The following is a 25,883-nucleotide window of genomic DNA, read 5'->3' on the forward strand; positions in this document are numbered from 1 at the left end:
TCAGAACCCCCAGCTGTATTCGCGGTGATAGTCCCGAACCTGCGCAAGCGCTAAGCGGCCTTTGCCTTGCACGGATTGCCAAGCCCCCGGTATCAGCTCTGAATTCGGCTTCGCGTTCTTTGTTCCGAATTTGATCGCCTGCGGATCCCGCAGCAGCTCCTCATACTCCGCCATCGATAGCGAATAGCGCTCGCCCAGCGCTCGCTCGATGCCGAATCGGCGCTGCCGCTTCTGCCCTTCCGCCGTCACTACGCCGCTGTAAAATTCGGAGCAGCAACCCGATCCGTATGAAAAGCACCCGATCCGTCCCGGCGTCTCGAAGCTGCCTTGGTCGATGGTGCCGGCAAGCGACAAGAACAAGGTTGCGCCCATAATATTGCCCACACGCTGGCAGTAGCTGATTCCCGGCATGACGCGCGTGCGGAAATCCGCCTCAATGTCGGCGGTGCTCGCTTTCGCTTCCTTCCGCATCATTGTGCGGTGGGCGCCTTTGACCATCCCGCCGAACGGAGTATGATAAGCCAAATACTGAAACGTGTTCCGGTAATCCGCGCCGATCACCCGCTTTTTATACTCCTGGAACGTGTGCTCGCAGCAATCCAGGTAGGACAGCAGCGAAAGATCCACGTCTCCCGCTTCCGTATCCGGAACAGGACGGCATGTATCCATGACTTCAAAGCCGTAGTAGCCATTGGCTCCGATATCGACCTCGAACACTGCCGGATTCTCGCCGACCAGCACCGCTACCGCACCAGAGCCTCCGCTAGGCTCGGCGAACGACCAGTCCGCGCCTTCGGCCTCGGCTGCGTCTGCAGCCGAAAACCTCGAGATGTCCGTCGCGATGATGAGCGCCTTGGCCCCGGGCGAGGTTTGCGACAGCACAAAATTGACGGCCATTTGAAATCCCGCCGTTCCGGAATAACAAGCCTGCTTAATTTCGAACAGACGGCAGTTCCGGTTTAATCCCAAATAATGATGGATATACGTGCTCATGGATTTACCGAAATCGATGCCCGATTCTGTACATGTGATCAGCAGTTCTATCCGTTCGATTTCCTCTGGCTGCATATCATCAATTAACGGTTTGGCGGCATTCACACCGAACGTGACCGCGTCCTCGTACGGCATCGCCACCGTTTTTTCCTTAACGAGCAAATTCTCGAACCGGGAAGTGTCCAGGTTGCGATATTTGGCCAATTGGAGAACGTCCAAGCTGGCCGACCCGCCGTATACATTCATCGCTTCGATTCCAACCGAAACCATCGATTAACTCTCCCCATTCGTTATTTGGTTCTTATTTCGGAGTTTCGGCATAATGAAGTTGCTGTAACGCTTGCCCGCTGTCCATGGCCCCCGTATACACCTTCTCCAAAATGTCGTCGACCGACAGATCGGATCGAGCCGCTTCCGCCGGTTCATCCCGTTGCTCCAATGTCTCCCGTACATATTCCGCAAAATCGCGCAGCGTCGGATAAGCATAGATTTGGGTTGCCGCAATGGCTGTACCGAATTGACGGTTAACGGCTTGAATCCATTCCACGCCGATGACCGAGTCCAACCCCAGCTCGACGAACTTCCGGGACGGGTCGATCTCCTCGGATTTCATATACAACGCTTCAGCCAATTGATTCGCCAACTGCTCCAGCAGCCCAACCGATTCAACGGAAAGTTGAGAAGGCTGCAACTGAACGAGACTGGTCTCTTCTTCCGCCTGCTGCTGCGGCGGCTGCGGCAATGCCAAACCTTCCTCGAGGACGGACGACTCTAGCTCCTGCATAAAATAGTCCGAGAACTCTCTTAAGGTCGGGTAATTGTACACCCTCGTGGCCGGAATCTTCACGCCGTACCGCTTGTTCACGTTCTGAATCCATTCGACCCCGATAATGGAATCGAGCCCTAGATCGACGAACTTCTCGTCAAGGTCGATATCGCCGCGTTTCATATAGAGGGCATCAGCCAAGCTTTGCGCGAGCTCCTCTTGAATCATTTCCGTACCGGTACCTGCACCAACGACCTTCTGCTCCAACAGCGTGGGCTGACCAGTGTCCGATTGTTCCACTCGCGGGCTAGCGGGCTGCGATGAAGAAGATGGCTTCAACGCCACATACGGTATCGAGCGGTCGGCATCCTCTTGCACACGGTTCTTGATTCCGAATTCGGACATCGGCCGTAATTGCACCGTTCCCTGCCTTGCAGATTCTGCGGGTTCGGGTTGACGAACGACCGTTGGCGGCGCTAACTGCGGCTCTTGCATAGGCTTGCCGGAATCAGCTGGCACCGCTGCCGGTTCAGCGCCTTGCGCAATGCTCGGCCGCAGATCATCGGCATCTTGGCGAACCCCTTCCAGCTTACGAGTCTGACTGCCTCGGCTTTCGTTCACCCAGTACCGTTCCCGGATGAAAGGGTAGGTCGGAATCGGAACGCGAGGGATGCCCGCTCCGGCGTACATGGCATTCCAATCGAGGTCGTAGCCCATAGCGTACAGTTCTGCCAAAGCCGTTAACCGGTTCTCAGCATCCGCTCCCCGGTACGATCCGATCTCGCGTAAAATGTTTTGCCCCATCTCTTCGAAGAGCGGTTGACGCCGAAACGTTCTATCCGTTCCATTCGACCTGAACACCAAGCACCGCTCGGAGGACTCACGTTTCTCAAGCAGTTCCTTGAGCTTCTCCGCCATATCTTCATGGCTCTGGACGACGAACGCGGCCCTCGCCCCTGCGAAATGCTCTCTGCCGGTCAACAGTGCGGCGCACACTTCGGCCATCCGGTACGGTCGTCCGCTCTTATCCAACCAGTGCAATAAATCCCGCATCCGTTTCTCTAACGCGTTCTCCGATTTGGCGGACAAGCATAGCAGATAATGCGAGCTGTCCGGAGGAGACTGCATCGTGCGTTCGGGCGCTTCCTCCACTAACACGTGAGCGTTCGTGCCTCCGGACCCGAAGCTGCTGACTCCTCCTCTGCGCAGCTGTCTGCCTTCCGGCAGCGGCCAAGACTGCTGCTCCGAAGCGACGAAGAACGGGGACGCCATCAGCGAGCAGTGGGGATTCAATTCGTTAAAATGAAGCGAAGCCGGAATGGTCCGGTTACGCATACTGACGACGAGCTTAAGAAGCCCCGCTATGCCAGCCGCCGCCTCCAAATGTCCGATATTGGTTTTAATAGAGCCTAATCCGCAGTAAGGCTCGGAAGGCGCATCCGCTTCCGGCCGCGACAGCTTCGCGAACGCTTCCTTCAACCCGCCGATTTCGACAGGATCGCCTAATGAGGTTCCCGTGCCATGGGTTTCGATATACCCGACCGACTCCGGAGCAAACCCGGCCTTGCGGAAAGCCGCCGCAACCAAATCAGCCTGCTTCGCCGGATTCGGAACGGTCAGTCCGCCAGCCTGGCCGCCATGATTGACGGACGATCCTTTGATGACGGCAAGTATGGCATCCTTATCCCGCAGCGCTTGATTCAGCGGCTTCAGCAGCACCATCGCCGCTCCTTCTCCGCGCACGTAACCGTTCGCTTCGGCATCGAACGTTCTGCAAGCCCCGTCTTTCGAAAGCATCCCGGCCTGGTAATAAGTGATGCTGTTGGCAGGGTGGCACATCAGATGGATGCCGCCGACGAGCGCCTGCTCGCATTCTCCATCATTCAAAGACCTTACCGCCTCGTGAATCGCTACAAGCGAGCTGGAACACGCTGTATCAATCTGAAGACTCGGTCCGTGCAAGTTGAAATAGTACGAGATACGATTCGGAAGCGCCGCCATGGATGCACCGGGTCCGTAATACGCACCGTGTTTATCCAGAAGCTTCTGGTAGTCGGAGCCGCTGGCGCCAATGAAAACCCCCGTACCGCTTCCCGCCATTTTTCTGGCCGGATAACCCGCGTTCTCGAAGCACTCCCAAGTCAACTCAAGCAGCAGCCGCTGCTGCGGGTCGATAAGCTCCGCTTCCTTGGGCGATATCCGGAAGAACGACGGGTCGAAGCCCGAGATATCTTCTAAATAGCCGCCTCTGTCGATTCCTTGATGGGTATGCTCCGGATCGATGTGATCCGGCCACTCCCATCTTCCGGCCGGCATCCGCCCGACAGCGTTCGTCCCCTCATTCAACAAATCCCACAACTGATCCAGGCTGGCGACGCCGCCGGGAAGCCTACAAGCAGCAGCGACGATCGCGATCCCATTGCCCTGCGATACTTCGCCGTCCTCCGAGACATCTTGGCGACTATTCAATTCATCCGCCTGATCCGCGAAGTCGGCATTCGTGACGGCGACTTCCTCTTCGACCTGCCGTTCTTGCCCGGCAGCCCGTTCTTCCAAGAAATTGATAATCAGCTGCGGCGTATTATATTGAAAGAAAAAAGCAGGCTCCAGAACGATGGAATACTCGTGGCTGATCCGTTCGTTCAACTCCAGCAGATCCGCCGAATCGAGCCCCATCTCCATTAATGGACGATCGATGGAGTACGCATCTCCGTTCCCCAAGACGAGACGAATGACCTTCGATACGTAATCGCGAATTTCCCCTTGGCCGAAAGCGCCGTTCCTTCCCGTGGAAGACTTCTGCACACTTGGTACAGGAAGAGCCTTCTCATCATGCAGCGTCTGCGCCGTCTGCGGCATCTGCTTCTGCTTCTGGCGCCGCTGCTGCAGATCATATTCGATCCAGACCCCGTGTCCCTCGTTCATCGTGTCCAGCGGGCGGTAACCCGGGATCAGCTCCTTAATGTCGGCCCCGTGCCATTCGTGAAATCTCAAATTCATATCGACCGGGCTGCCATGCTCATTGCGAAGCCGGATATAATCCTTCAGCGAAACGCCGTATTGCGGGGAGTAATTTTTGCATCGGGTTATTCCTGCCACGGTATGCACGCCGCTGATGAGGCTGCTGCGCAATAGCATAAACTCGAGCAGTTGATCTCCCATATTCCGGTGCTGCATTTCGGGCAAAATGTTCAGGCCGAGCAGTTGGATCACCGGTCCGTCCTTCTTATACAGCTCTTCCAAACGATCGAAAGACGCCCGTCTAAGATGCTCGGCTGCACCGATGCGCTGGGAATAGACGGCGCCGACAATTCTGCCTTCGGATTCAAGCACCAGTTGACCGGCCGGGTCCTGTTCCCATCGGTGAAGGATGGCAGAGGGAGACGTTCGAAGACCCGGGTCCCAGCACGCCTCTTCCAGCTCGATCAAGGCAGGCATATCGTCCCGGCGGGCGTAGCGGATCGAATAGTCTCTCCGTTCGAACAAATTGAGCGTGATGCGTCCGAACGGCATCGTCTTCGGATATTTGCGGAAGAAGCCGGAGTTCGGAAACAAGCCCGTCTCGGACGCCGCCATCAGGAACCGCTCCGCTCCGACCAGCAGCTGCTGGGAGAAGCCATGATACGCATCGAAATGCAAGCTTTCGCATTTGCTCATATAAGCGCGGACCGTCTGCGGCTCTAAGCAATGCACCTCCAGAATGATCATGCCATGCTTGCCCATAACAGAAGACCAGCGGTCCAAATGTTCGACCAAGCTTTGAATCACATTCACAGCCGGTATTTCATTGCCTTCCGAATCGACATAAGGCTCATCATAACGAACCGATGAACGCTCTTCGGCAGACACTGTATCTGCTGGAGGCAAGTAAGGACGGTCATGATCCAGAAACGAACGGACGTGGAGAATTTGTTCCGGATCGTCGATGCCAAGCTCTTTGAGATCTTGGATAACCTGTTGCGGGTCTCCGATATTTCCCTTGAGCACGAGATAATCCGTATCCTGCAACGTTCGGCTCGTCGCCTCCAGCGCCTTCTCGTTGAAGTCGATGCCGATCAGCTTGAGGGGATGTTCCTGCAAATAACGGCCGCGAACCGATTTATCCCGGATGATGTCAACCATCTTCTTAAGCAGCGACCCGTCTCCGCAGCCCATGTCGGCGATATATCTCGGCTGCTCTGCCAATGGCTCGCGGTTGAAGATCGACAGAACGATCTCCTCCATATCGGAGAAGTACTTCTCATGCTGAAACCCGCTTCCCACGACGTTGAGCAACCGGTCGACGTGCAGCTCATGCCCCGCTTCGTCGCGTCCGAATATAGGCTTGCAGTCTCCGAACAAAATCTCGTCCATACTCATCAGCATCGGACGATAAGAGGCTACCGTTGCGGTAATAAAAATGCGGTCCGCCATGAATCGGCCTGTATCCGTCAGCCGGTCTCCGTCTGCGGCTTGCATCAACCAGCCCTGCTGCGCAAAAAATTGCCGGATCTCCTCGCGAGCGCGAGCACCGATGTTGCTTAGCTGCAATTTACTCGCGTCTGCCTCGGAGTTAAGCTGTCCGTTTTCTTTCAGCGCCAAGAGCAGCGGCATGGCAAGCATGCCATCCATGAACCGGGCCATGACAGGATCTTGCAAGTCCCACTGCCGCTGCGACAAGGTGATCCATTGCCCTAACGTGAGCTTGGATTGGTTTCTTCTGAGATACTGCTTCATGGGGAAGGATAACAACGATTCGGCTTCCGCCGCTATGCGCTCATGAGCATCGGACTGAGGCTTGCGGATATAGGCATCCCCTTCGCAGCGCTCTATCCAGTTCATCGATTCGAGCATATGAAGCGCAATGCGCAAGAAACCTTGGTTAGCACCCAGCTTCTCTGCAAGCTCATGAAAAGAAACCGGTTCCGCCTTGGACAACGCCGAGAAAAGTCCTTGTTTGCTGCAGGCCGCGATAACGGGAACGGCCACATATCCATTGCTATAATCGTTCAATATCGTCAACATAGACTATTCGTCCTCCCAAGGAAATTGTCCCTTCTCCACATAGCGGTAAATCTTCTCCAGATTCCGGGAATCCGAGAACACCTTCTCATTAGCCGCCAAAGCCAATGGTTTGGCTTGCGACAACGTGCCGTGCAGCTCGTTCATATACTGCTTATAATGCGCAACCGCTGGCTTAGACAGCTTCTTGAGCCGAAGCAGATGCCTGCGGACAAGCGTTTCGCTGTCACGGCCATAGCCGTCGACGAGCCCCCACGTATGTGCTTCCTGCACGCTAATCGGCTTGGTCATTAAGGTCATATAATGCGCCTTCTGCATACCAGTCCGCCGAACGAGAAAAGGCATCACGCATGCCGGAAACAGCCCGAACAGAAGCTCGGACAAGCTGAATTCCGCTTGCTCATCCGCCAGCACGATATCGCAGGCAGCGGCGAAACCTACGCCACCGGCATTCGCTTTGCCTTTGACATGTGCGATCGTAACGTAAGGACCGGAAGAGAGCAGCTGCCACAGGCTGTACAGCGGTTCCGGCCGGTTGTCCAGCGGCTCCCCGGAAGAGAGCTTCGCATGAATACCGTTGAAATCGGCGCCCATGCAGAAAACACCGTCCAAGCCTTCCAATACGATAATTGCCGCCTGCTCCTCGCAGAGCGAGAGCGCATGAGCGCATTCTTGGACCAGTTGGTCGCTTATCGTATTACCGGCTTCCGGACGGTGCAGTTGGAGATAGCATACTTGCCCCTCGAATCGAACCTTTATCGTGTCGTACTTCATGAGCTCCACCGGTATTCCCGATGATATTCGCGGATTTCATTCAAGATGAGCCGCTGCTTCCCGCGGCAAGACTCGTACGCGCCCGGCAGTACACCGGGGTCAATCTTCTTGTTGCGCGTACCGAACCGAAGCGCGAGACTGTGATCGAACAACGATTCATATTCATCGATCGACAACGCGTAACGTTCGTCGAGCTGGCGTCCGATCATGAAGCCGCGCTGAAGCTGCTGCCCGTTCGATGCGGCGACTCCGCTGAAAAACTCGGAGCAGCAGCCGGAGCCATAAGAGAAGCATCCGATTCGCTGCGGCGTATCGAACCTTCCGTTATCGAGCGTGCTCGCTAATGAAAGCAGTGCCGTCGCGCCCATAATATTGCCGACTCGCTGGCAATAAATCATGCCCGGCAAGACGCGCTGCTCGAAATCGGTTTCAATCTCGGGCGGCTTCGCCTTGGCGAGTTTGCGCATCATCGACCGATGCGCGCCTTTCACCATGCCTCCGAAAGGCGTATGGAAGGCCAGATATTGAAACGTCTCCTTGTAATCCGCTTCCGGTACCCTCTTCTTATATTCCCGGAACGTCTGCTCGCAGCAGTCAAGATAAGACATTAAGGACAAGTCGGCGTCGCCGGCTTCGCTGTCGGGAACCGGGCGGCAGCTGTCCATCACTTCATAGCCGTAGTAGCCGCTGGCTCCTACGTCGATCTGAAAGACATGCGGACGGGCACTGACCAAGGCGGCTACTGCTCCCGCACCAGCGCTTGGCTCTGCGAACGACCAGTCGGCCGTCAGCTCTTCTCCCGCCTCTACCGTCATGAACCGGGAAATATCCGTCGCGACGACCAGCGCCTTCGCACCTGGCGAAGCTTGGGAGAGAACGAAGCTGATAGCCGTCTGCAATCCCGCAATGCCCGAATAACAAGCCTGCTTGATCTCGAATAGCCGGCAGTTCCGGTTGAGTCCCAAATAATGATGCATATATGTACTAATCGATTTTCCGAAATCGATGCCCGACTCCGTACAGGCGACTAGCAGCTCAATTCGATCCTTCTCCTCGGGCGTCAAGGCATCGACAATAGGTTTGGCCGCATTCACTCCGAAAGTAACCGGATCTTCGAACGGAAGGGCGACCGCCTTTTGCTTCATCATCAGATTCTCGAACCGGGCCGTATCCAATCCGCGATGCTTCGCCAGCATCATCACGTCCAGAAACGCAGTCCCTCCATAGACGTTCATTGCTTCAATCCCGACAAGCATCCTCAATTCGCCCTTTCTACTTTAAGTTTCCTCGTATCGGCTAATGCATATGGCCGTATTGATCCCGCCGAAGCCCATACTTAAATTCAGTGCATGCCCGATTTCGTGATGAACCGGACGGTCGCGAACCCACTTGAATGAATCGTCCATCGGATCCAGCAGGTTTCTTGACGGATGCAGCCGCGACTGCTGCATCTGCAGCAGCGTCGCAACAATTTCTACCGCTCCGGCAGCTGTCAATCCGTGGCCGGTTATTGATTTGGTCGCATTCAAATAAGCATGGGACAAGCCCGAGTCCCGCAGCGCCCGCAGCTCTGTCTCGTCGCCGATCGGCGATCCAGTGCCGTGCGGGTTCACGTAATCGATCGCCTCCGCTTGCAGTCCCGAATGCTCCAATGCTCTAGAGATGGCTCGGCATTCCCCTTCGTACGAAGGGTTCGGATTCCGGTTGCCGTCCATCCCCAACGCCCATCCCGCGACAGCCGCATACGGCTTGGCATTCCGCCGCTCGGCGGAGGACGCTTTCTCGATCACGACCACGCCGCAGGCTTCTCCGTAAATAAATCCGTCCCGCTCCCGGTCGAACGGTCTGCACGCTTCATCCGGCTTATCCGCGAACCGGTCGGACCCCATCGCCCCCAGAGCGCGCAGCGCCTGGCACTCCCAATACGAAATGTCCATCAATGCTCCGGCGGCAATACACACGTCCACCTGTCCCGACAGGACCGCTTCGGCAGCGCGAATAACGGCAAGTTGACCGCTAGCCGAAGCCCCCCCGACCGTATAGGCGAACCCTTGTATGCCGAACTGTTCTGTACACAAGCCGCATAGATCGGTATCCATGAAGGAAAGTCCGTAAGTTGGCGTGAGATACGGCAGCCGGCCGTCGTAGCGGCGATAAACCTCGATTTGCTCCCTCTGCTGAACATTCGAGCCCCCGATCACCAGTCCCACCCGTTCAGACGGGACGCCGTCCAAGGACGCATCGCTCCAAGCCTCGTGCAGCGAAGCCAGCATCGCCTGCCCGGACAAGGAGGCTGATCGAAGCAGACGCTTCGACAGCCCTTCAGGGAAAGTCAGGGATTCGATTTGCGCTCCGATGTAAGAAGTTCCATTCTGCCGCCCGGGACGCGTCATGATGTTGAATGCATGCCGGCCCTCCATCAGCGAGGAGACGAATGCTTCCTTCCCTTGACCAACGGCCGATACGACTCCGACTCCCGTAATGACGAGATTATGCCGACCGGAGCTTCTCATACAGCACATCGACCAGCTCTCCTATATTTTTAGCACCGAACAGCTCCACCCGGGGAACTTGCAAGGAAAGGGCTTCCATCGTCAACGCGACGATTTCGGCCCGGTCGACGGAGTTGGCGCCCAGGTCGGCAAGACGTTCGCTCGGCTTGAAAGCATAACCCTCCAGCTCGGGGATGACTTCGCATACATGCCGGGCTACAAGCGCAAAAATATCCTCTTTGTTCATCGTAATCACGTATCCTTTCATTCTCATATAATTTGCTATGTTATCCGATCAGCATCTGAATCCGGTCGTTCAACAGCCGGGCGGTCTCATTCATCAGAAGCAAGCCGATCTCATCGGCATGGCGGCTTCGCCAATCTTCCAGCTCCGTTCCCTTCACCCATTGGTTAAAGGCGCCTAATGCCGGCCCCGAACGAATCTGGTAATTGACGACTTGCTCCTGATTCCCCTGTAAAGCGTGGCTTGCGCCTTGCTTCAGATACCATCTGAAGATCTCTGCCATTTTTTGCTTCGGATTCCGCTCCAGCTTCTCGATATCTACGCGCGGCAATCCTTCTTTCAACTGCCCGTATATCTGATCGAAGGACCGGTAGAAGTAGCTCTCTTGCAGCATCCTTCTGTTCTTGTCGTCGATCTCCTCAAGCGAATTGTAAATCCGGTACAAGTCGTACAGTTTGTTCGCCCGCGCAGGGTATAGTACGCCCCGCTTCAGCATATGGGCTTTGACTCCGATCTCGAACAAGTCCCCGGAAGGCGCGTATTGGAAGTCTTGCACGTTCGCCTGCTGCAGCAGATCTTTCGCCGATTCGCTTAAGTTGGCTTCTGCCGTCAATTGATTGATCGAACCCGTCACGATAAAATCCGCGCCCAGCATGAAGGACGCTGCCGCTGCTTCCGGCGTCCCGATTCCGCCTGCCGCGCCGATGCGAACCTTACAGGCGTAGTTGAATCGTTCCGCCATCCGATCGCGCATCCTGACGATGGCCGGCAGCAGCGCATATGGCGAGCCCCCGTCCGTGACGCCTGCCGAATCGCATTCGACGCACAGATCATCTGCAAGAGGGACCTGACGGAGCAATCCCGCTTGCACCGGCGTGAGCACGCCTTCGGCTACCCATTCCGTAAGCATCGGCTCCGGTACGGGGCTTAAGAACAATTCCGCAACCTCAGGACGGGAAACTTTCGCTATTATTTTGTTGCCGGCAACAACATGCCCCTCTGCGCTGCGCCTCAGCCCATTCGCACGGTACTTTGCCAGTGCGCGGGTTACGCCGAGGAACGAAGAAGCCTCCATGATGCGGACTCCCTTGGCAAGCAGGAGATCGACGAGTCGCTCTTCCTCCTGGGCCGGCCTATTGAGACGATGCACGATATTAACCCCGAAAGACTCACGGCCCGTTAGCCGGGATCGAATCTCTTCGACGGCCTGCGCGACCCGTTCTAACTCAAGCCCATCGGAGCCGTAAAACCCGAGCATGCCTGCTTTCCCCATTCGAACGACCATGTCGGCCGATGCGATTCCCATATGCATCCCGCTCTGCACATAGGCATACTTCAACCCGTAATCCCGCCGGAACGCCTCGCTGCCTAAAGTTGAAGGCACAATGCCTGGACGCTCTCCCGTTATCTCCTCGGCAGCCTCCGTTATCGCGGAGTGCTCCACCGGCACCGGTATCGGCGCTTGCACCGGAACCTGCTCCACCTGGACGGCCCCCGTTGGCGCAGCTTCCTCTTCCGTTATGATCAGCGGTCCTGCCTCCGCCTTAATGCGCCGGATCAGTCCGGTCAGTACATTGCCCGCCCCGATTTCCGCGAATGTCTCTTCCCCGAGTCCGAGCATATAGCGAACGCTTTCGGTCCATCTGACCGGACGAGTTATCTGTTCCACCAAATTTCTCTTCATGTCCTCATGTCTGTAGGGACGCGCATACACATTGGATATGACCGGAATTTGCAATTCCTTGAACCGGAAGGCCGTTATAAAGTCCTCGAACTGCCTGGCAGCCCCTTCCATGTAACGGGAATGAAAAGCCCCGCTCGTCTTGAGAATCGAGTACATCGCTACTCCGGGCTCTGATTCGAATAGTGCTTGCGCCGCTTCGATATCCGTTCTCGGTCCGGATATGACGATCTGCTTCGGCGAATTGAGGTTGGCCATATCAATGCTGGACAAGCCGTGCTTCCGCAGCACGCTCGACACCTCTTCTTCGGTCAGGCCGATTACCGCCGCCATGCCGCCTCCGGCAGCACGGCCCATCAGTTCCCCTCTCTTCTTCACCAGCTCAAGCCCGGTCTCGAAATCGAATGCTCCCGCAGCAAAGAGGGCATTGTATTCCCCCAAGCTATGGCCTGCCGCATAACGCAGCGTTATCCCATCATCCTTTACTCTCTTCAAATAGCCCATTGCATTGACAACGAATAAAGCGGGCTGGGTGAAGGCGGTCTGGTTCAACCTCGAGCCGGATTCCTCCAAGCACAGTTCGCGGATTGAGTATCCGAGAATCGCATCGGCTTGGGCCGTCAATTCGGGATACTCGTCGAATAATGCTCCTCCCATGCCTTGCTTTTGAGAACCTTGACCAGGAAATACATAAGACACCATATTACCGATCTTCCTTTCCGATGAGTAATCGATTCTGGTTCTGGATGGAAGCGAACCGTCTCCTGAGCCGGTTAATATCGATTGACAGCTCGACATTACCGGGATACGTGATCGAGCACCTGTAATCTTCCAGCCAAAAAGATAGTGCCTTATAAATGGGAAAATGCACGAAGGAACTGATATAACAGGACTCCCCAGCCTCGATGCACTGAACCTCGAACAGCTCTGCCGGAACGGTGAAACCTGTTTTTAACGCTTTGGACAACGATTCCTTCACCGTCCAGAGCAGCAGTGCACCGTCTTCCGGGTCCGGCAGCCGGGCGGACAGCTGCTGCTCCCCTTGCGATAGCTGGTTCTCGAATACCGTCTTGTGCTTGCTCTCTCGTCTCTCGATATCGATTCCCGCCATGATGCCCTCAGAGAAAGCCAACGCAGCACCCCATTCGTGGCTATGGGAAATGCTGGCCTGCACGTTGGGAGAAGGGCATCGTACGACCGGTTGTTGAAAAACACCATTGCCGATGCCGATCTCACGTGGATCGGGAACGTTCGCCAATACAGCGACCGCTGTCTTGGCGGCATATCGCCCCAATAAGTAGCTAGCCTTCCTTCTCTCGAATTCCAGCTTGCTATAATAACCTTGCTCAAGATCATGCAGAAAGGACGTATCGTGAGAGCCGTCCTTAGCCCGAAAGCTTCGCTGATGGCAGAAGCTGATGACCGCTTTCTCTTCCATTTCCGCTGATCTCAAAGCAATGGAATCGGTATAGAAATACGCGTTCTCGACAGGTTCGCTAACGTTAACGATGAGCGACAATCCTTTCCCGGTAAAATAAAAAGACAAGACATCTGCATGTCTAGTCTTCATGGCCATCCTATTCATCGGAATCGCAACAGAGCATAGCTTCGCCCTTTCATGCTTCCTATAATGAAGCACTACAATTTCTTCATATTTCCAACCGGAACCCGTACAACGTGCCGAAACATCGGTTATACAGCTTGCAGTTATTATAGGCATAGGCAAACCTTATTCAAGGCTGTGATTCCTATCCGGCTCCAACACGATAATCCCTAAGTCAATCGTCCGCTCCCCGCCAAATAAATTCAGGCTGACCTTCGCCCGCCGTTTACGTTTGTCGACCTTCTTAACGATCCCTTCCTTTCCAGTTAACGGGCCCGAAACCACATTGATGCGCGAGTTCTCGAAGTAGACCTTGGAATTCTCCACGACATCGTCATGATCAAGCAGTCCCAATATAGGGCTGATCTCTTCTTCCGGCACTTGTTTAAAATATTGCTCTTCAACTTCCTCTGGGTGATCCGAATCTTGATGATGATGTATTAAATCCTTACGGCCGCAATAATTCAACAGCCGATAAATATATGGGTTGGTCTGAAGGATATAGTACGTGGCGTAATTCATTTGAGTCTGAATAAACACATAGCCAGGGAACAACACTCTTTCGACGAGATCGATATGGCCGGCTTTTCGTTCCGAAATTTGCTTCTTAGGTACGACGCACCTTAATAGATCTCCGGAGAATAGCCGTTGAAGAGAAGACTTCACTCGGTCTTCGCTGCCGTTTCGAACAAATAAAACGTACCAGCCCATATATATCCTCCAAAAATGTATTAAACAGGATCAATAATGTATTAAACAGGGTGTCAATTTACTCATCATATACCAAACGTCACAAGCCTCCAACAGACCGTTGAACTATCCTGTTTCCCTGCTTCTTTATGATCATGTCCTTCCTAAAAAGCAAAGGATGCGCCTATGATAATGGACTCATATTTTACAGACCCTTCCAACTTTCGACGACAAACGATAGAACGAAGACGATGCCGTGAGAAGCATTCTCTTCATCTGCCTCGTCTGTCAGACCGGAATAGGAGGACAGCACCAATTGTATTTTTTACATTGACACCCATGTCAGCCAAAAGATATACTTTGTTCACTGACACTCGTGTCAATTCAAGAAAGGAGTGCAAGGCCGAATGTCGCCACGCTCGAAGGAACAGCATGAGAAAATACGCGAGGAACGTATCGAACAGATTCGCAAAGCGTTCTCCGAGGTCTATTTGGAGAAGGGGCTGCAAGGTACGGATATGGGTGACGTCGCCAAGAAAGCCGGCATCTCCCGCGCTCTCGTGTATTACTACTACAAAGATAAAATGGATTTGTTCCAGGGGATGTTTCTGGAATATTTCGAAGCGGCTAGAGACTACGTCAGCGATTCGTTGCTGACGGACGAAGAACCGCTGATCCGGCTTGAACGTTATGCAAGATTTTATCTCGAAACAGCCGTGACGATGCCCCGCCGCATCTTCCTGTACCGCAACATGCTCAACGATATGCCGCTAGTCTTCGGCGAGCAGGCGCAAACCTTGTATCAACAGTTCAGCGACATCATCCATAGCCCGCTCCAGCGTACGGTCGAGGAAGGCATTCGCTGCGGCCGCCTGATTGAGGCCGATCCGTCCTTGCTCGCGCAGACCTTCTGGGGCGGCGTTGCCGGAGCGATGCTGGAGCTTGCGAAGCGCCATCAGCCAGAGGAAGAGATGCCCGCGCTTGTCGAGCAGGCACTGTTGATTATTTTTACGGGAATCAAAAAATAACCGGTTACAGAGGTGGAAGATGGAAACTTTGAGTCCTAAACGGTTGTATTGGACGTTAGGGGCGCTTCTTGTCGGATTGTTCTTGGCCTCACTCGATCAGACCATTGTGTCGACCGCTCTGCCGACGATCGTGCAGAAGCTCGGTGGACTGGAGCATATTTCGTGGGTCTTTACGGCGTATATGCTGACATCGACGGCTATTATGCCGATCGTAGGCAAGTTGTCCGACATGTACGGCCGCAAAGCCTTTTATATGACGGGTCTTCTCGTATTTCTGATTGGCTCCACCCTATGCGGCGCTTCGCAATCGATGGCGCAGTTGATCGCATTCCGCGGACTGCAAGGAATCGGCGGCGGCATGATGGCAGCCAACACCTTTACGCTTCTCTTTACGCTCATGCCGATCGAGAAGATTGCCCGCGTTCAGGCGTTGTTCATGAGCGTGCTGGCCATGTCGTCCGTGCTCGGGCCGAGCATCGGAGCCTTCATCACCAGCAACTGGGACTGGAGAATGAATTTCTTTATTAACGCGCCGCTCGGGCTTGTCGCTCTAATCGTGCTTGGCTTGGCGATGACGGAGAAGAAACCGGATAAGACGATACGGCTGAAGATCGATTATACCGGCGCAGTTCTGCTCGTAACGTCCACCGTATCCTTCCTGCTTGCACTCAAAATGGGAGGCACGAACTATGCATGGAGTTCTTGGGAAATTATCGGACTATTCGCGCTAGGGGCTGTCGCACTGACGGCATTCCTGCTCGTCGAACGCCGGGCTGCTGAACCGATTTTGCCGCTTGGCATGTTCAAGAACCGTACCGTTGCCGGAACGGCCAGCGTTACATTCGTACAAGGCATTGTGTTGTACGGCGCAATGCTGTACATCCCGATCTTCGTGCAAGGCGGAATGGGCGGCGATGCAACGGATGCGGGTAACGCGATGACTCCGATGATGCTGGCGGTAATGGCAGGAGCTTCATTATCGTCCATTCTGATGCGCATGCTGACATGGCGCGCTTCTGCCCTGCTGTCGATGGTGATTGCCGGTGCAGGACTTTATATTATTACGCTGCTGCCGCTTGAAGCCGACAAATGGGCGATCCGCAGCGACATGGCGTTGATTGGACTTGGAATCGGCATTCTTATGCCGATCGCCCAGACCGCTGTCTCGACATCGGTCGATCCGCGTTTCCAGGGCGTCGCGAACTCGACGGTGACGTTCGCCCGCAACGTAGGCGGCGTGCTGGGTTCCGCTATAATGGCCGCGGTGGTCAACCGGCATATGACTTCTTCGATCAACAGCCATATCCAACAGCTCGGATTGCCGCCGGATCAGCTCAAGCTGTTATCGAATCCGGAGGTGCTGCTGCAATCGGAAGGAAAGGCTCCTGCCGCGGTCGTCGCGATGATGAAGAACGTGCTTGCCGACGCCATCCATGTTGGCTTCTGGTTTCTCGTCATTGCCGCTCTCGTTGGCATTGCCGCCGCCTCGTTCATGGGCCGCGCCCGGTATATGAAGAAGGTGTCAGGTCATGCAGAGCAAAGCAGCAGCACCTCTTCGCTTCACTAATTAATAACCCGGCAGCATTCTTACAGCCGATAGGATTGATTATTCGATTTGCCCCCACTATAATGAACGAATAATGACTACTAAAACGTTTTCGTTCGAGGTGGAACATGCAAATTACTAACCCTGTCATTAAAGGCTTTTATCCGGATCCTAGCATTTGCAAAGCAGGCGATACGTACTATTTGGCTTGCAGCTCCATGCAATACTTTCCTGGCGTCCCGTTGTTCGAGAGCAAAGATCTGATCAATTGGCGGCCGATTGGGCATGCCCTAACCCGGAGAAGCCAGATTATGCTCGATAAAGTAAACAGCTCGGGCGGCGTGTTCGCTCCAACCCTTCGGTACAACGATGGACGATTTTATATGACGACGACGAATGATACGACTCGCCAAAATTTCTTTGTATGGACGGACGATATTTATGGAGAATGGTCCGAACCGATCTATATCGATCAGGGAGGCATCGATCCGGATCTGTATTTTGAAGACGGTAAAGTCTACTTCATGAGCAATGGCTCGGACGACAATGGACGCGGCGTGATCCTCCAATGCCAGATCGACATAGTTACCGGACAAAAGCTGACGCCAAGCCGTCCGCTGTGGCAAGGGACTGGCGGCCGTTTCCTTGAGAGCCCGCATATGTACCTCATGAATGGCTGGTACTATTTGATGGCAGCTGAGGGCGGTACGGAATTTGGCCATATGGTGACATATGCTCGAAGCAAGTCGCTCCATGGACCTTTTGAACCTTACCCTCACAACCCGGTGCTGACCAACCGGAATTTAGGCGGGTACGAAATTCAAGCCGTCGGACACGGCGACCTGATCCAAGACCAAGGCGGAAACTGGTGGATCTTCCATCTCGGTTTTCGTCAGATCGGCAAGTGGATTCCTTACCATCATCTCGGACGGGAAGTGTTCCTCGCCCCGGTTACGTTCCGTGAAGATGGATGGTTTACGGCTGGCCACAACGGAACGACGGTGACTTCCTTCGAGACCAACCGGATTCCGGAGCATGTTGTTCAGCAAGAACAAAAGGTTTATACATTTGAGAATACAACCTGGGCTATCGATTGGTGTTACCTTCGTCATCCGCATGATCAGAACTACAAGCTTCACAACGATCGTCTCACGCTTACGGGAACCGAAGTAACGCTCGATCAAGCAGACTCCCCAACGTTTATTGGCATTCGCCAGAAAGATTTTAACGCCAGCGTGGCTTGCAACGTTGCGCTGACGCAGAGCGGCGAAGCCGGCATCACTTTGTATATGGACGAGAATCATCATTACGACTTCGCGATCCGCCACGCGGACGACCAGTACGAGGTCATTCTGCGTCTGAACATCGGTGACATTAAACATGTGCAACAAACGGTGCCGATCGGTACGAATTCACAAGTACAGCTGCTCGTCGAGGCAAGTCATGAGCGCTACACCTTCTCGTTCCAACTCGATGATGGTCAGAGCTTGGAGCTTGGCACGGCACAGACGAAGTATCTGTCATCCGAAGTGGCTGGCGGATTCACGGGCGTCATCATCGGCTTGTATGCCGTTCACGAGGATGCCGAAGCTCAATTCTCTAGCTTTGTATGTGAATATCAATAGTTTCCTAATGAGGCTGTCTCAACAGTGTTCGCAAGATATGAGCACGTCCCCATTTACACACGAAAGGACCTCAGATTCCACTGCAGAGTGGGAGGCTGAGGTCCTTTTTCTCGAAAAATTTCAGTTCTAAGCGGGGGTTTCAAAAAGCATAATTAGGGTTTGAGACAGCCCCATGCATACTCATACTGCGGCTATCTTCGACGGCGACTTCGCTAATACTCGAGGGAAACTACTGTTGGCCTCATTGTACTCCATACAATGAAATAGCCTCGTATTGTATGTAACGAGTGAGTTCGTTGCATAACGTACAATAGATAAGTGCGGATGGATGCAGTATGAAAGCGATTTGGCGGTTAAGCCACTCTGTCCGTTGTATAGAATACAATGAAACACTTTTCGCGCTTATCTCTTCATTATTTCATTGCACATTATGCAATGAACAATCCGGACGCTCGCAGCCTCTTACCTCTCCCGATGTCATGAGAGATGCCGCCATCCCCGTTAATCTCTGTCATGCTGTTTATCTTCGTCGTGCTTGCCCTTCTTGCCTTCCTCTCGGTCCTTCCCTTTTTTCTTCTCCTTCTCGCCCTCTTTTTCTTTTCCTTTGCCCTTTTCTTTCTCATTATGTTTGTCTTTCTTCTTCGCTTGGCCGCGGTTGTCTTCCTTAATGCCAGCGCCTTTGTCCAACTTCAATCCTTTGGCCACAGGGAAACGCTCTGCAGGCAGTCCGTTCAGCGCTTCGCTCATTAATGCTTGAAATACAGCTGCGGCTGCCTTTGAAGTAGTCGTTAAATAACCATCTGTCTTCGGATTGTCGTAGCCTAGCCATACGGCTCCCGTCAGTTGCGGCGTATAGCCGACGAACCAATTGTCCATGGCACCTGCCCCTCCGGTGCCTGGCATCTCGGTCGTGCCGGTCTTGCCGGCAATTTCTCGTCCTTCGATTGCAGCCGCCTGGCCAGTCCCGTCCTCTACGACTCCCCTTAACATTGCTGTCATCGTTCGAGCTGTGTCTTCAGCAATAACGCGAGTCCCCTGCTCGGCATCGCCGGATCTTGACGCAATAACGGTCCCGTCAGCCGACTCGATGCGCAAGATCGCATGGCCATCCATTCGAATCCCGTCGTTTGCGAACGTACCGAACGCTTCGGCCATCTGAAGTGGAGAAACCCCGCTCTTCAAGCCGCCTAAAGCGAGCCCGAGATTGCGGTCCTCCGATGTAAGAGGAATGCCGAACCGAGTCGCGGCCTCTACGCCCTGGTCAATTCCGAGTTCATTCAACATCTTCACTGCCGGAATATTGTAGGAGTGAATGAGCGCCTCATACATCGATACCTCGCCATGAAACTGCCCGTCGGCATTTTTCGGCGCGTAATCGCCAAATTGGACCGGTTCATCCGTTATTCGGCTATCGGGACGATATCCATTCTCCAGTGCCGGCGTGTATACCGCTATCGGTTTCATCGTGGAACCTGGCTGCCTTTTTAATTGCACAGCGCGGTTAAAGCCGCGAAAAGGTTGTGCGCCCCTTCCGCCCACGAGCGCTTTAATTCCGCCGGTTCGAGGATCAACCAGTACCGCACCGGCCTGTACCGGCGCGTCGTGCATGCTTGCAGGGAACAATTGATCCTCTCCCGCAACACGTTCCGCTGCTTCTTGCATATCCGGATTGAGCGCCGTATAGATCCGCAATCCGCCATGCAGCACATCATTCTCCGTCAATCCGTACTCCTCCACGGCTTCGCGGATTACCTGGTCCGTATAGTACGGATAACGGATCGCTTCCGAGCGGTTCGGTTTGGAATCCCGAAGTGTTAACGGTTCCTTCACCGCTGACTCATACGCCGATTTCTCGAGCAACCCCTGATCCTTCATAAGCGCTAATACCGTATCCCGACGCTCGGTCGCCTTCTCGGGACGTTTATAAGGAGACAAGACGGAAGGAGCTTTGACGAGTCCCGCCAGCAGAGCCGATTCGGCCACCGTCAATTGTTCGACCGGTTTGCCGAAGTAGACGTCCGCGGCACGCTTAATTCCCCAGGCTCCTTCGCCGAAATAAATTTGGTTCAAGTACATCGTAATAATTTCATCTTTGCTGTATTGCTTCTCGATCTTGCCGGCCAGCAGCACTTCGTTCCACTTCCGCCGCCATGTTCGTTCATGAGATAAGAATACATTTTTCGCAAGCTGCTGAGTGATGGTGCTTCCGCCTTGCACCGTATGTCCTGCTGCTGCATTACGGATTAAGGCCCGGCCAATTCCCCACACATCCATCCCCTGATGCTCGAAAAATCGGCGGTCCTCGACCGCCACCACCGCGTTGATCAGAGACTTCGGTATCTCTTCAAAGGCAACGGGCTCGATCTCGTTCAGGGAAATGGTCACGGCTTCCTGCCCTTTCTCGTCATACAAGATTGTAGCGGAAGGCAGCGGCTTCTCAAGCAGCGCAACGTCTTGCTGTGCCACCAGCACGCGAAGGCCTATCCAACAAGAAAGGATGAGCAGAAGCAAGCATACTCCCGCTCCGACCGTTATTTTTCTCCAAGGTGCCCCGCGGCGTTTGCGGGTTCTGGTTGTCGCTATCATCTGTAAAGCCCTCCAAGTTACATCAAGTTACACAGATAAGTATTCGGAGGCGCTTAGTGATTTGAGTCAGTCATCACGAAAAAGCAGGTGGCTGCTTAAAGGGCGGTTCCATGGTTACATTCGGCAAATTTCTTTCGGGCAGTTCTCGCAATGGCATTCCGTTCGAAGATATTCGAGGTTCTTGATCACGACATGACCATCGTGGTATTCGATCACGTCTTCCTTCTTCAAGTCGCTGAGCATACGGTTCACACTTTCACGAGTGGAGCCGATCATGTCCGCCATTTCGCTGTTGTTAATTCTAAGGTCAATGTGAATGCCATTGTTATTCATGATCCCATATGAATTGCTTAGCCGAATGAGCAAGGAACACAACGCCCCCGATTTGCCGAACAGCATGAGATCCCGAAATTTGGTTTGCGTTAATCGATGCATAAGGCCCATCCATTTCATGAATTCTACGGCAAGATCCCCGTTCTGCCACAGAAGGGCTTCAAGGTCGCTGCGTTGAATAATGCCTACCGTACAATCATGGGTGGCTTCCGCGCTAAAAGTGTGAACGGAGTCCTTGAACGGGTCCACCTGACCAATCAGATCACCTTTTTGATGAAGATATAAGGTTAGCGTCCGCCCGCTATCCGTTTCCTTCGTCGTCTTCACGCGGCCCTCGATAATAAAGTAAAGTTTAGCAGCCGGATCCCCTTCCCAGAAGAGACGGGATCCCTTTCCCATCGATTTGATATACATAATCCGTTCCAATTTCTCAAAACTTTCAGCTGAAAGAATCGGAACCAATCCCTCTGCCCTTTGCTTCGTTACTTCCATCTGTTGTTCCCCCTACCGATCATGTTTTGCGATGTATTCATCATATCTCGTTTCGCATGCATGAACCATCGGGGAGTACGCTGATCTTTATGTCTGCCGAATTGCTTAGAAAGTGAGATACATCACACGATAGACCCCCTCATAAGTTCGTCAGGGATATCCCTTATATTAGCAGGAGGATTGCTCGCGCCACTTCCCAGCCGGGCAAATTAAAAACAGCCCCAGTCCGGTTGAACACCGTACGAAGGCTGCTTTCTAATGCAGAACGATTAAGAATTCATGCCGGATAGCTCGGTAAAACAAACGTAATCTCCGTTCCCTTTCCAATCCCCGATGCAACGGCAAGCTTTCCTCCGCATATCCGTGCACGCTCTTCCATGCTGAATAGGCCGACACCCTTCGATCGAACAACCGGATCAAATCCTGTGCCATAATCCCTGATACTGACCTCCACCTGATCGGGCGTTGCATGAATCGTAACAAACGCTTCGTCAACGTTCGCATACTTACCGATATTGGTTAAGCTCTCCTGGATGATCCTATAGATCGCGGTCTCTTTCTCCGGCTGCAATCGAGTACGCAAGGTGGAATCAAACTGGACTCGAATACCATAATGCTCCGAATAGTTATCAATATAAGTGCGAATAGCCGGAACAACCCCCAAATCGTCCAAAACAGAAGGACGCAGTTCCCAGGCCAAGCCACGGATATCTTCTATAATTTGCGATACATGGCTGCGAACTGCCTTAAGCTCATGATCATCCTGCTTATCGTATAGCATACGGTCCACTTGAATAAGAAGAGAGAATAAACTTTGGCCAATGCCATCATGCAGCTCCCTTGAGAATCGTTTGCGCTCTTCTTCTTGAATTTGCATCATTTGCTTCATTAGCATTTTCAATTCTTCTTCCGCACGTTTCAGCTCGGTTACTTCATTACGTATGGCAAGAAATTGATAAGGCACTCCATCTTGATCAACAAACGGAACAATTGTTGTATTCACCCAGTATAAACCGCCGTCTTTGGCCCGATTCCTTATATCTCCTCGCCACACCTGACCGGCTGATATTGTCGTCCACAGCTGCTGAAAGAAGGCGGCATCATGATAGCCGGAATTGATAATACGATGATCCTGACCAATCAACTCAACCTGCGTATATTTCGAAATTTCACAGAACTTATCGTTAACAAACTGGATTTTACCTTTACGATCCGTCACCGCAACAATCGAGGATTCGTCGAGCGCAAACTTCAGATCCGCCAATTGCTTAAGCGATTGCTTAAGCTCCTCCCTTATTGCGGCGTTCTCAACAGCACTACCTAATTGCTGCAATAACGTCTCCACATTGCCGGCGATGATGTCACTTGGTTTGAGCTTAGCATCACTCATAATTGAGCCATCCCTTCTTCATGGCATACTTTACGAGCTCAGGCCGAGTCTTCAATCCAAGCTTCTCCATAATATTCGCTTTATGCGTTTCGACTGTTTTCACACTAATAATAAGCTGCTCCGCAATCTCCTTGTTACTGTACCCGAGAGCCACATGCGATACGATCTCCTTCTCCCGCTCGGACAAAGTCTCGATTGGCGTCGCATCCCCGTTTCGCATTCGTTCCATATATTCGTTCATAAGCCGTTTCGTCGCCGTTGGATAAAGATAGGCATCGCCGGAGGCAACCGAACGGATGGCGGTAATCAGTTCATCATGCGGTGCGCTCTTCAGCACATAACCCGATGCTCCCGAATGGATAGCTCGGAATAAATACTCGTCATCGTCATGCATCGTTAAGATTAATACTGCGATATGAGGCGCAGTTTCTTTCAACTCTTTGGTCGCGGTTAAACCGTCCTTCCCCTGCGGCATACTCAAGTCCATTAATACGACATCGGGGCTCAGCTCCAAAGCTAGACGAATCCCTTCATTCCCGTCGGCGCCTTCGCCGATAACTTCAATATCCTGTTTGCCGTCCAAGAGCATTCTTAGACCGCTTCGTACTACTGCATGATCGTCCACAACTAATAGCTTTATCATTGCAGCCCTGTCCTTCCATACTAGATTCGGCCTGCTACATCCTACAATTTATCATACAAATAAAAAAGAATCCCATCAATGAGATCCTTCAGTTTCTGCATATAAAGAATAAGGAACTAGGACTTCCCCCAGCTCCTGAGCGCTTTCTTCAAGGGCACTTATCATTTCATTCGAGTAGCTGCGCTCGTCTCTATTCCCTAACATTAAGACCCCCTGAACACCATGGTCTCGAATGATAGGAAAAGCTGCTGCAGATGCAAGACCCTCAGCTAACATGACGGGACAATGTCCGGCCGAATCCTCGGCATTCCTATGACCTATAGCAGGACGCCCCGTGAGAATCGCAGTCCCCGCGATGCCTTGGCCGGCCTTGAGCCTCATCAGCTTATATTTGGAGCTTCTATTCCCGAGTACGATTAACCAATCGTTCCGCCGCTTGCGGCTTCGATCATATAAGCCCAAACCGATAAAATCGCTGGAGGTGCGGATCTTTATCATTTGCAATCTGTTTTCAACCTCATGTATGTCAGCCATAATAACTTCAGGCCTCCCGCTAAACCTTGTATTCCTATTGTAACCTCAGATCAAAGGTTTGTATGTCAGGGATATCCCTGAATAAACAATCAGGGTTCTCGCTAGTATGGATTTCGTAATGAGTTGAGAGCTACTTCCACACTAAGGTATAGACCAGCTGGCTCTTATGATCCTCCGAGATAAACCGGGTTCCATTTAGCCCGTTAATCTCTAATCGAGTACAATCCATTGTGAAGACCGGAATCGAAATATGCTGCGTCAAATTCATGTAACATTTCAAGTGAGTGCCTTCCGGGACCATTTTGACGCGAAGCAGCTCAAATGTGCGAGGAGGCGCAATCGGATCCTGGCCGGCCAAATCCTCGATATGAACTTCAACTGCTTTCCCGCAGAACGGCTTTATTGCGGCTTCAAAATCCATTCCCATTCCCCGCTTCTTCGTATTCTAGATGTATTTGACCATAAAAGAAGAAAGCCTGACTATGAGGAAAATCACACGAACAGTCCGATTCGAATATTTACTTCTTCGAAAATCTTACTTGCATTATTCCCCGCAGCTTATAGATTAAATATGCGCTGCCAAACCAACTAATTAAACCTGCCAATAAGCTAAACCACCAAGACCCGGTAAGATGCAGCGATGACAGAACAACGCCGACGCACACCGCGCAGCCAGCCATGCCAAACACGGAACCATTTGCGATTTCCGAGGCTCTCTTGGAGCCTTGGCTTATCCCAACCATCAATACGGCGACCACCATTACAGCGGGGAACGTTGCAAATATGCCGCCTAATGATCTCCACGGAAGAAGAATAGAGGCGATATAACTAAGCACCACCGCAAGTCCGCCAAGCAAAAAACGAAGCAGCAACTCTCTTGTCTTCATAATCAAGCCCCTTTCAATCAGCTGCGAATATGACATAAGAAATGGTGACCGAGACAATTAACCACCCGCACACGGATAAGGACAACCCCTTCTTCCATCCTCTACTGGCACATAAGGCACCTACCGCCAATGCACATATCACGTTGATCCCCATACCGATCAACGCGCCTTGGGACAAGTCGATCGACCGCAAGATCAAATCGCTCCCGGAATGATCGAGACGAATCGTTAGCATGGCAGCTAGGAAAACGGCAGGAAATGCAGCAAAAATGCCGCCAATTGATCCGCCTGCTCTTTTAGAAATGACGGACGCGGCCACAACTGCCCCGCCGCCGAGTATAAACCTCAGCAAAATGCCGATTAGCGATATATGAACCATTGTGAACTCTCCTCTGTAGTTTGTGATTTTTTTCACTTGAATTAAAAGATAAAAAACTCAAGCTCTATCTGCATCTTACGTCCGATTCGAGAACAAGACAGTGATTGGGATCACAATGTTGCTCATTTTTTTAAGGTTATCACGTGATTAATAATGTTACAGATTTGGCTCCTGCTTGCCATAGGCACGTGTACCG

20 protein-coding genes are annotated in these 25,883 nt (G+C 52.9%); 3 read left to right on the top strand and 17 right to left on the bottom strand.

The features are described from left to right. The 9 genes from PKO01S_RS05115 to loaP all read right to left on the bottom strand — a co-directional run bounded on the left by PKO01S_RS05115 (position 1) and on the right by loaP (position 14,265). Positions 1 to 1,263, bottom strand: a complete 1,263-nt coding sequence (locus tag PKO01S_RS05115) for a hydroxymethylglutaryl-CoA synthase family protein (protein ID WP_127530236.1) — start codon at positions 1,261 to 1,263, stop codon at positions 1 to 3. A 31-nt stretch (positions 1,264 to 1,294) separates the two neighbouring features. After that, on the bottom strand, positions 1,295 to 6,763 hold the full coding sequence (locus tag PKO01S_RS05120; protein WP_127530237.1) for an AprA-related methyltransferase: 5,469 nt from the start codon (positions 6,761 to 6,763) through the stop codon (positions 1,295 to 1,297). Positions 6,764 to 6,766: 3 nt separating this feature from the next. After that, positions 6,767 to 7,534 carry an enoyl-CoA hydratase/isomerase gene (locus tag PKO01S_RS05125; protein WP_127530238.1) on the bottom strand — a complete coding sequence of 256 codons (768 nt, stop codon included), beginning with the start codon at positions 7,532 to 7,534 and terminating at the stop codon, positions 6,767 to 6,769. Continuing rightward, positions 7,531 to 8,790: a hydroxymethylglutaryl-CoA synthase family protein gene (locus PKO01S_RS05130; protein WP_127530239.1), complete on the bottom strand. Its 1,260-nt coding sequence runs from the start codon at positions 8,788 to 8,790 to the stop codon at positions 7,531 to 7,533. Before PKO01S_RS05130 ends, PKO01S_RS05125 begins: the two co-directional genes overlap by 4 nt. A gap of 21 nt (positions 8,791 to 8,811) precedes the next feature. Beyond that, complete coding sequence (locus tag PKO01S_RS05135; protein ID WP_246070447.1) at positions 8,812 to 10,047, bottom strand: beta-ketoacyl synthase N-terminal-like domain-containing protein; 1,236 nt, start codon at positions 10,045 to 10,047, stop codon at positions 8,812 to 8,814. Then, positions 10,025 to 10,273, bottom strand: a complete 249-nt coding sequence (locus PKO01S_RS05140; protein WP_127530241.1) for an acyl carrier protein — start codon at positions 10,271 to 10,273, stop codon at positions 10,025 to 10,027. Before PKO01S_RS05140 ends, PKO01S_RS05135 begins: the two co-directional genes overlap by 23 nt. 40 nt (positions 10,274 to 10,313) lie before the next feature. After that, positions 10,314 to 12,653, bottom strand: coding sequence for an ACP S-malonyltransferase (gene fabD, locus PKO01S_RS05145; RefSeq protein WP_127530242.1), 2,340 nt, complete (start codon positions 12,651 to 12,653; stop codon positions 10,314 to 10,316). A 1-nt stretch (position 12,654) separates the two neighbouring features. Next, positions 12,655 to 13,521: a 4'-phosphopantetheinyl transferase family protein gene (locus PKO01S_RS05150; protein WP_164779486.1), complete on the bottom strand. Its 867-nt coding sequence runs from the start codon at positions 13,519 to 13,521 to the stop codon at positions 12,655 to 12,657. 159 nt (positions 13,522 to 13,680) lie between these two features. Then, positions 13,681 to 14,265 carry an antiterminator LoaP gene (gene loaP, locus PKO01S_RS05155; protein WP_127530244.1) on the bottom strand — a complete coding sequence of 195 codons (585 nt, stop codon included), beginning with the start codon at positions 14,263 to 14,265 and terminating at the stop codon, positions 13,681 to 13,683. A gap of 386 nt (positions 14,266 to 14,651) precedes the next feature. Between loaP and PKO01S_RS05160 the strand changes: the two genes are divergently transcribed. The 3 genes from PKO01S_RS05160 (at position 14,652) to PKO01S_RS05170 (ending at position 18,443) form a co-directional block, all read left to right on the top strand. Next, positions 14,652 to 15,272, top strand: coding sequence for a TetR/AcrR family transcriptional regulator (locus PKO01S_RS05160; RefSeq protein WP_127530245.1), 621 nt, complete (start codon positions 14,652 to 14,654; stop codon positions 15,270 to 15,272). Between the two features lie 19 nt (positions 15,273 to 15,291). Further along, positions 15,292 to 16,839 (top strand): MDR family MFS transporter, encoded by a 1,548-nt coding sequence (locus PKO01S_RS05165; protein ID WP_127530246.1) that lies wholly within the window; start codon positions 15,292 to 15,294, stop codon positions 16,837 to 16,839. Positions 16,840 to 16,946: 107 nt separating this feature from the next. After that, positions 16,947 to 18,443, top strand: coding sequence for a glycoside hydrolase family 43 protein (locus PKO01S_RS05170; RefSeq protein ID WP_127530247.1), 1,497 nt, complete (start codon positions 16,947 to 16,949; stop codon positions 18,441 to 18,443). A gap of 501 nt (positions 18,444 to 18,944) precedes the next feature. On the opposite strand, the gene PKO01S_RS05175 is transcribed toward PKO01S_RS05170, so the two are convergent. From PKO01S_RS05175 to PKO01S_RS05210, 8 genes are all read right to left on the bottom strand, one after another. Continuing rightward, positions 18,945 to 21,029 carry a transglycosylase domain-containing protein gene (locus PKO01S_RS05175; protein ID WP_127530248.1) on the bottom strand — a complete coding sequence of 695 codons (2,085 nt, stop codon included), beginning with the start codon at positions 21,027 to 21,029 and terminating at the stop codon, positions 18,945 to 18,947. 114 nt (positions 21,030 to 21,143) lie between these two features. Continuing rightward, positions 21,144 to 21,854 carry a Crp/Fnr family transcriptional regulator gene (locus tag PKO01S_RS05180; RefSeq protein ID WP_127530249.1) on the bottom strand — a complete coding sequence of 237 codons (711 nt, stop codon included), beginning with the start codon at positions 21,852 to 21,854 and terminating at the stop codon, positions 21,144 to 21,146. A 277-nt stretch (positions 21,855 to 22,131) separates the two neighbouring features. Beyond that, positions 22,132 to 23,244, bottom strand: coding sequence for a PAS domain-containing sensor histidine kinase (locus tag PKO01S_RS05185; RefSeq protein ID WP_127530250.1), 1,113 nt, complete (start codon positions 23,242 to 23,244; stop codon positions 22,132 to 22,134). Further along, positions 23,237 to 23,887: a response regulator transcription factor gene (locus PKO01S_RS05190; protein ID WP_127530251.1), complete on the bottom strand. Its 651-nt coding sequence runs from the start codon at positions 23,885 to 23,887 to the stop codon at positions 23,237 to 23,239. Before PKO01S_RS05190 ends, PKO01S_RS05185 begins: the two co-directional genes overlap by 8 nt. A 75-nt stretch (positions 23,888 to 23,962) precedes the next feature. Continuing rightward, on the bottom strand, positions 23,963 to 24,421 hold the full coding sequence (locus PKO01S_RS05195; protein WP_127530252.1) for a GAF domain-containing protein: 459 nt from the start codon (positions 24,419 to 24,421) through the stop codon (positions 23,963 to 23,965). A 130-nt stretch (positions 24,422 to 24,551) separates the two neighbouring features. Further along, complete coding sequence (locus PKO01S_RS05200; protein ID WP_246070441.1) at positions 24,552 to 24,848, bottom strand: hypothetical protein; 297 nt, start codon at positions 24,846 to 24,848, stop codon at positions 24,552 to 24,554. Between the two features lie 91 nt (positions 24,849 to 24,939). After that, positions 24,940 to 25,308 (bottom strand): DUF3147 family protein, encoded by a 369-nt coding sequence (locus PKO01S_RS05205; protein ID WP_127530253.1) that lies wholly within the window; start codon positions 25,306 to 25,308, stop codon positions 24,940 to 24,942. A 13-nt stretch (positions 25,309 to 25,321) separates the two neighbouring features. After that, complete coding sequence (locus PKO01S_RS05210; RefSeq protein WP_127530254.1) at positions 25,322 to 25,687, bottom strand: DUF3147 family protein; 366 nt, start codon at positions 25,685 to 25,687, stop codon at positions 25,322 to 25,324. Positions 25,688 to 25,883: the final 196 nt, after the last annotated feature.

This window comes from Paenibacillus kobensis NBRC 15729 (assembly GCF_004000825.1).
Classification (GTDB): Bacteria; Bacillota; Bacilli; order Paenibacillales; family Paenibacillaceae; genus Paenibacillus_T; species Paenibacillus_T kobensis.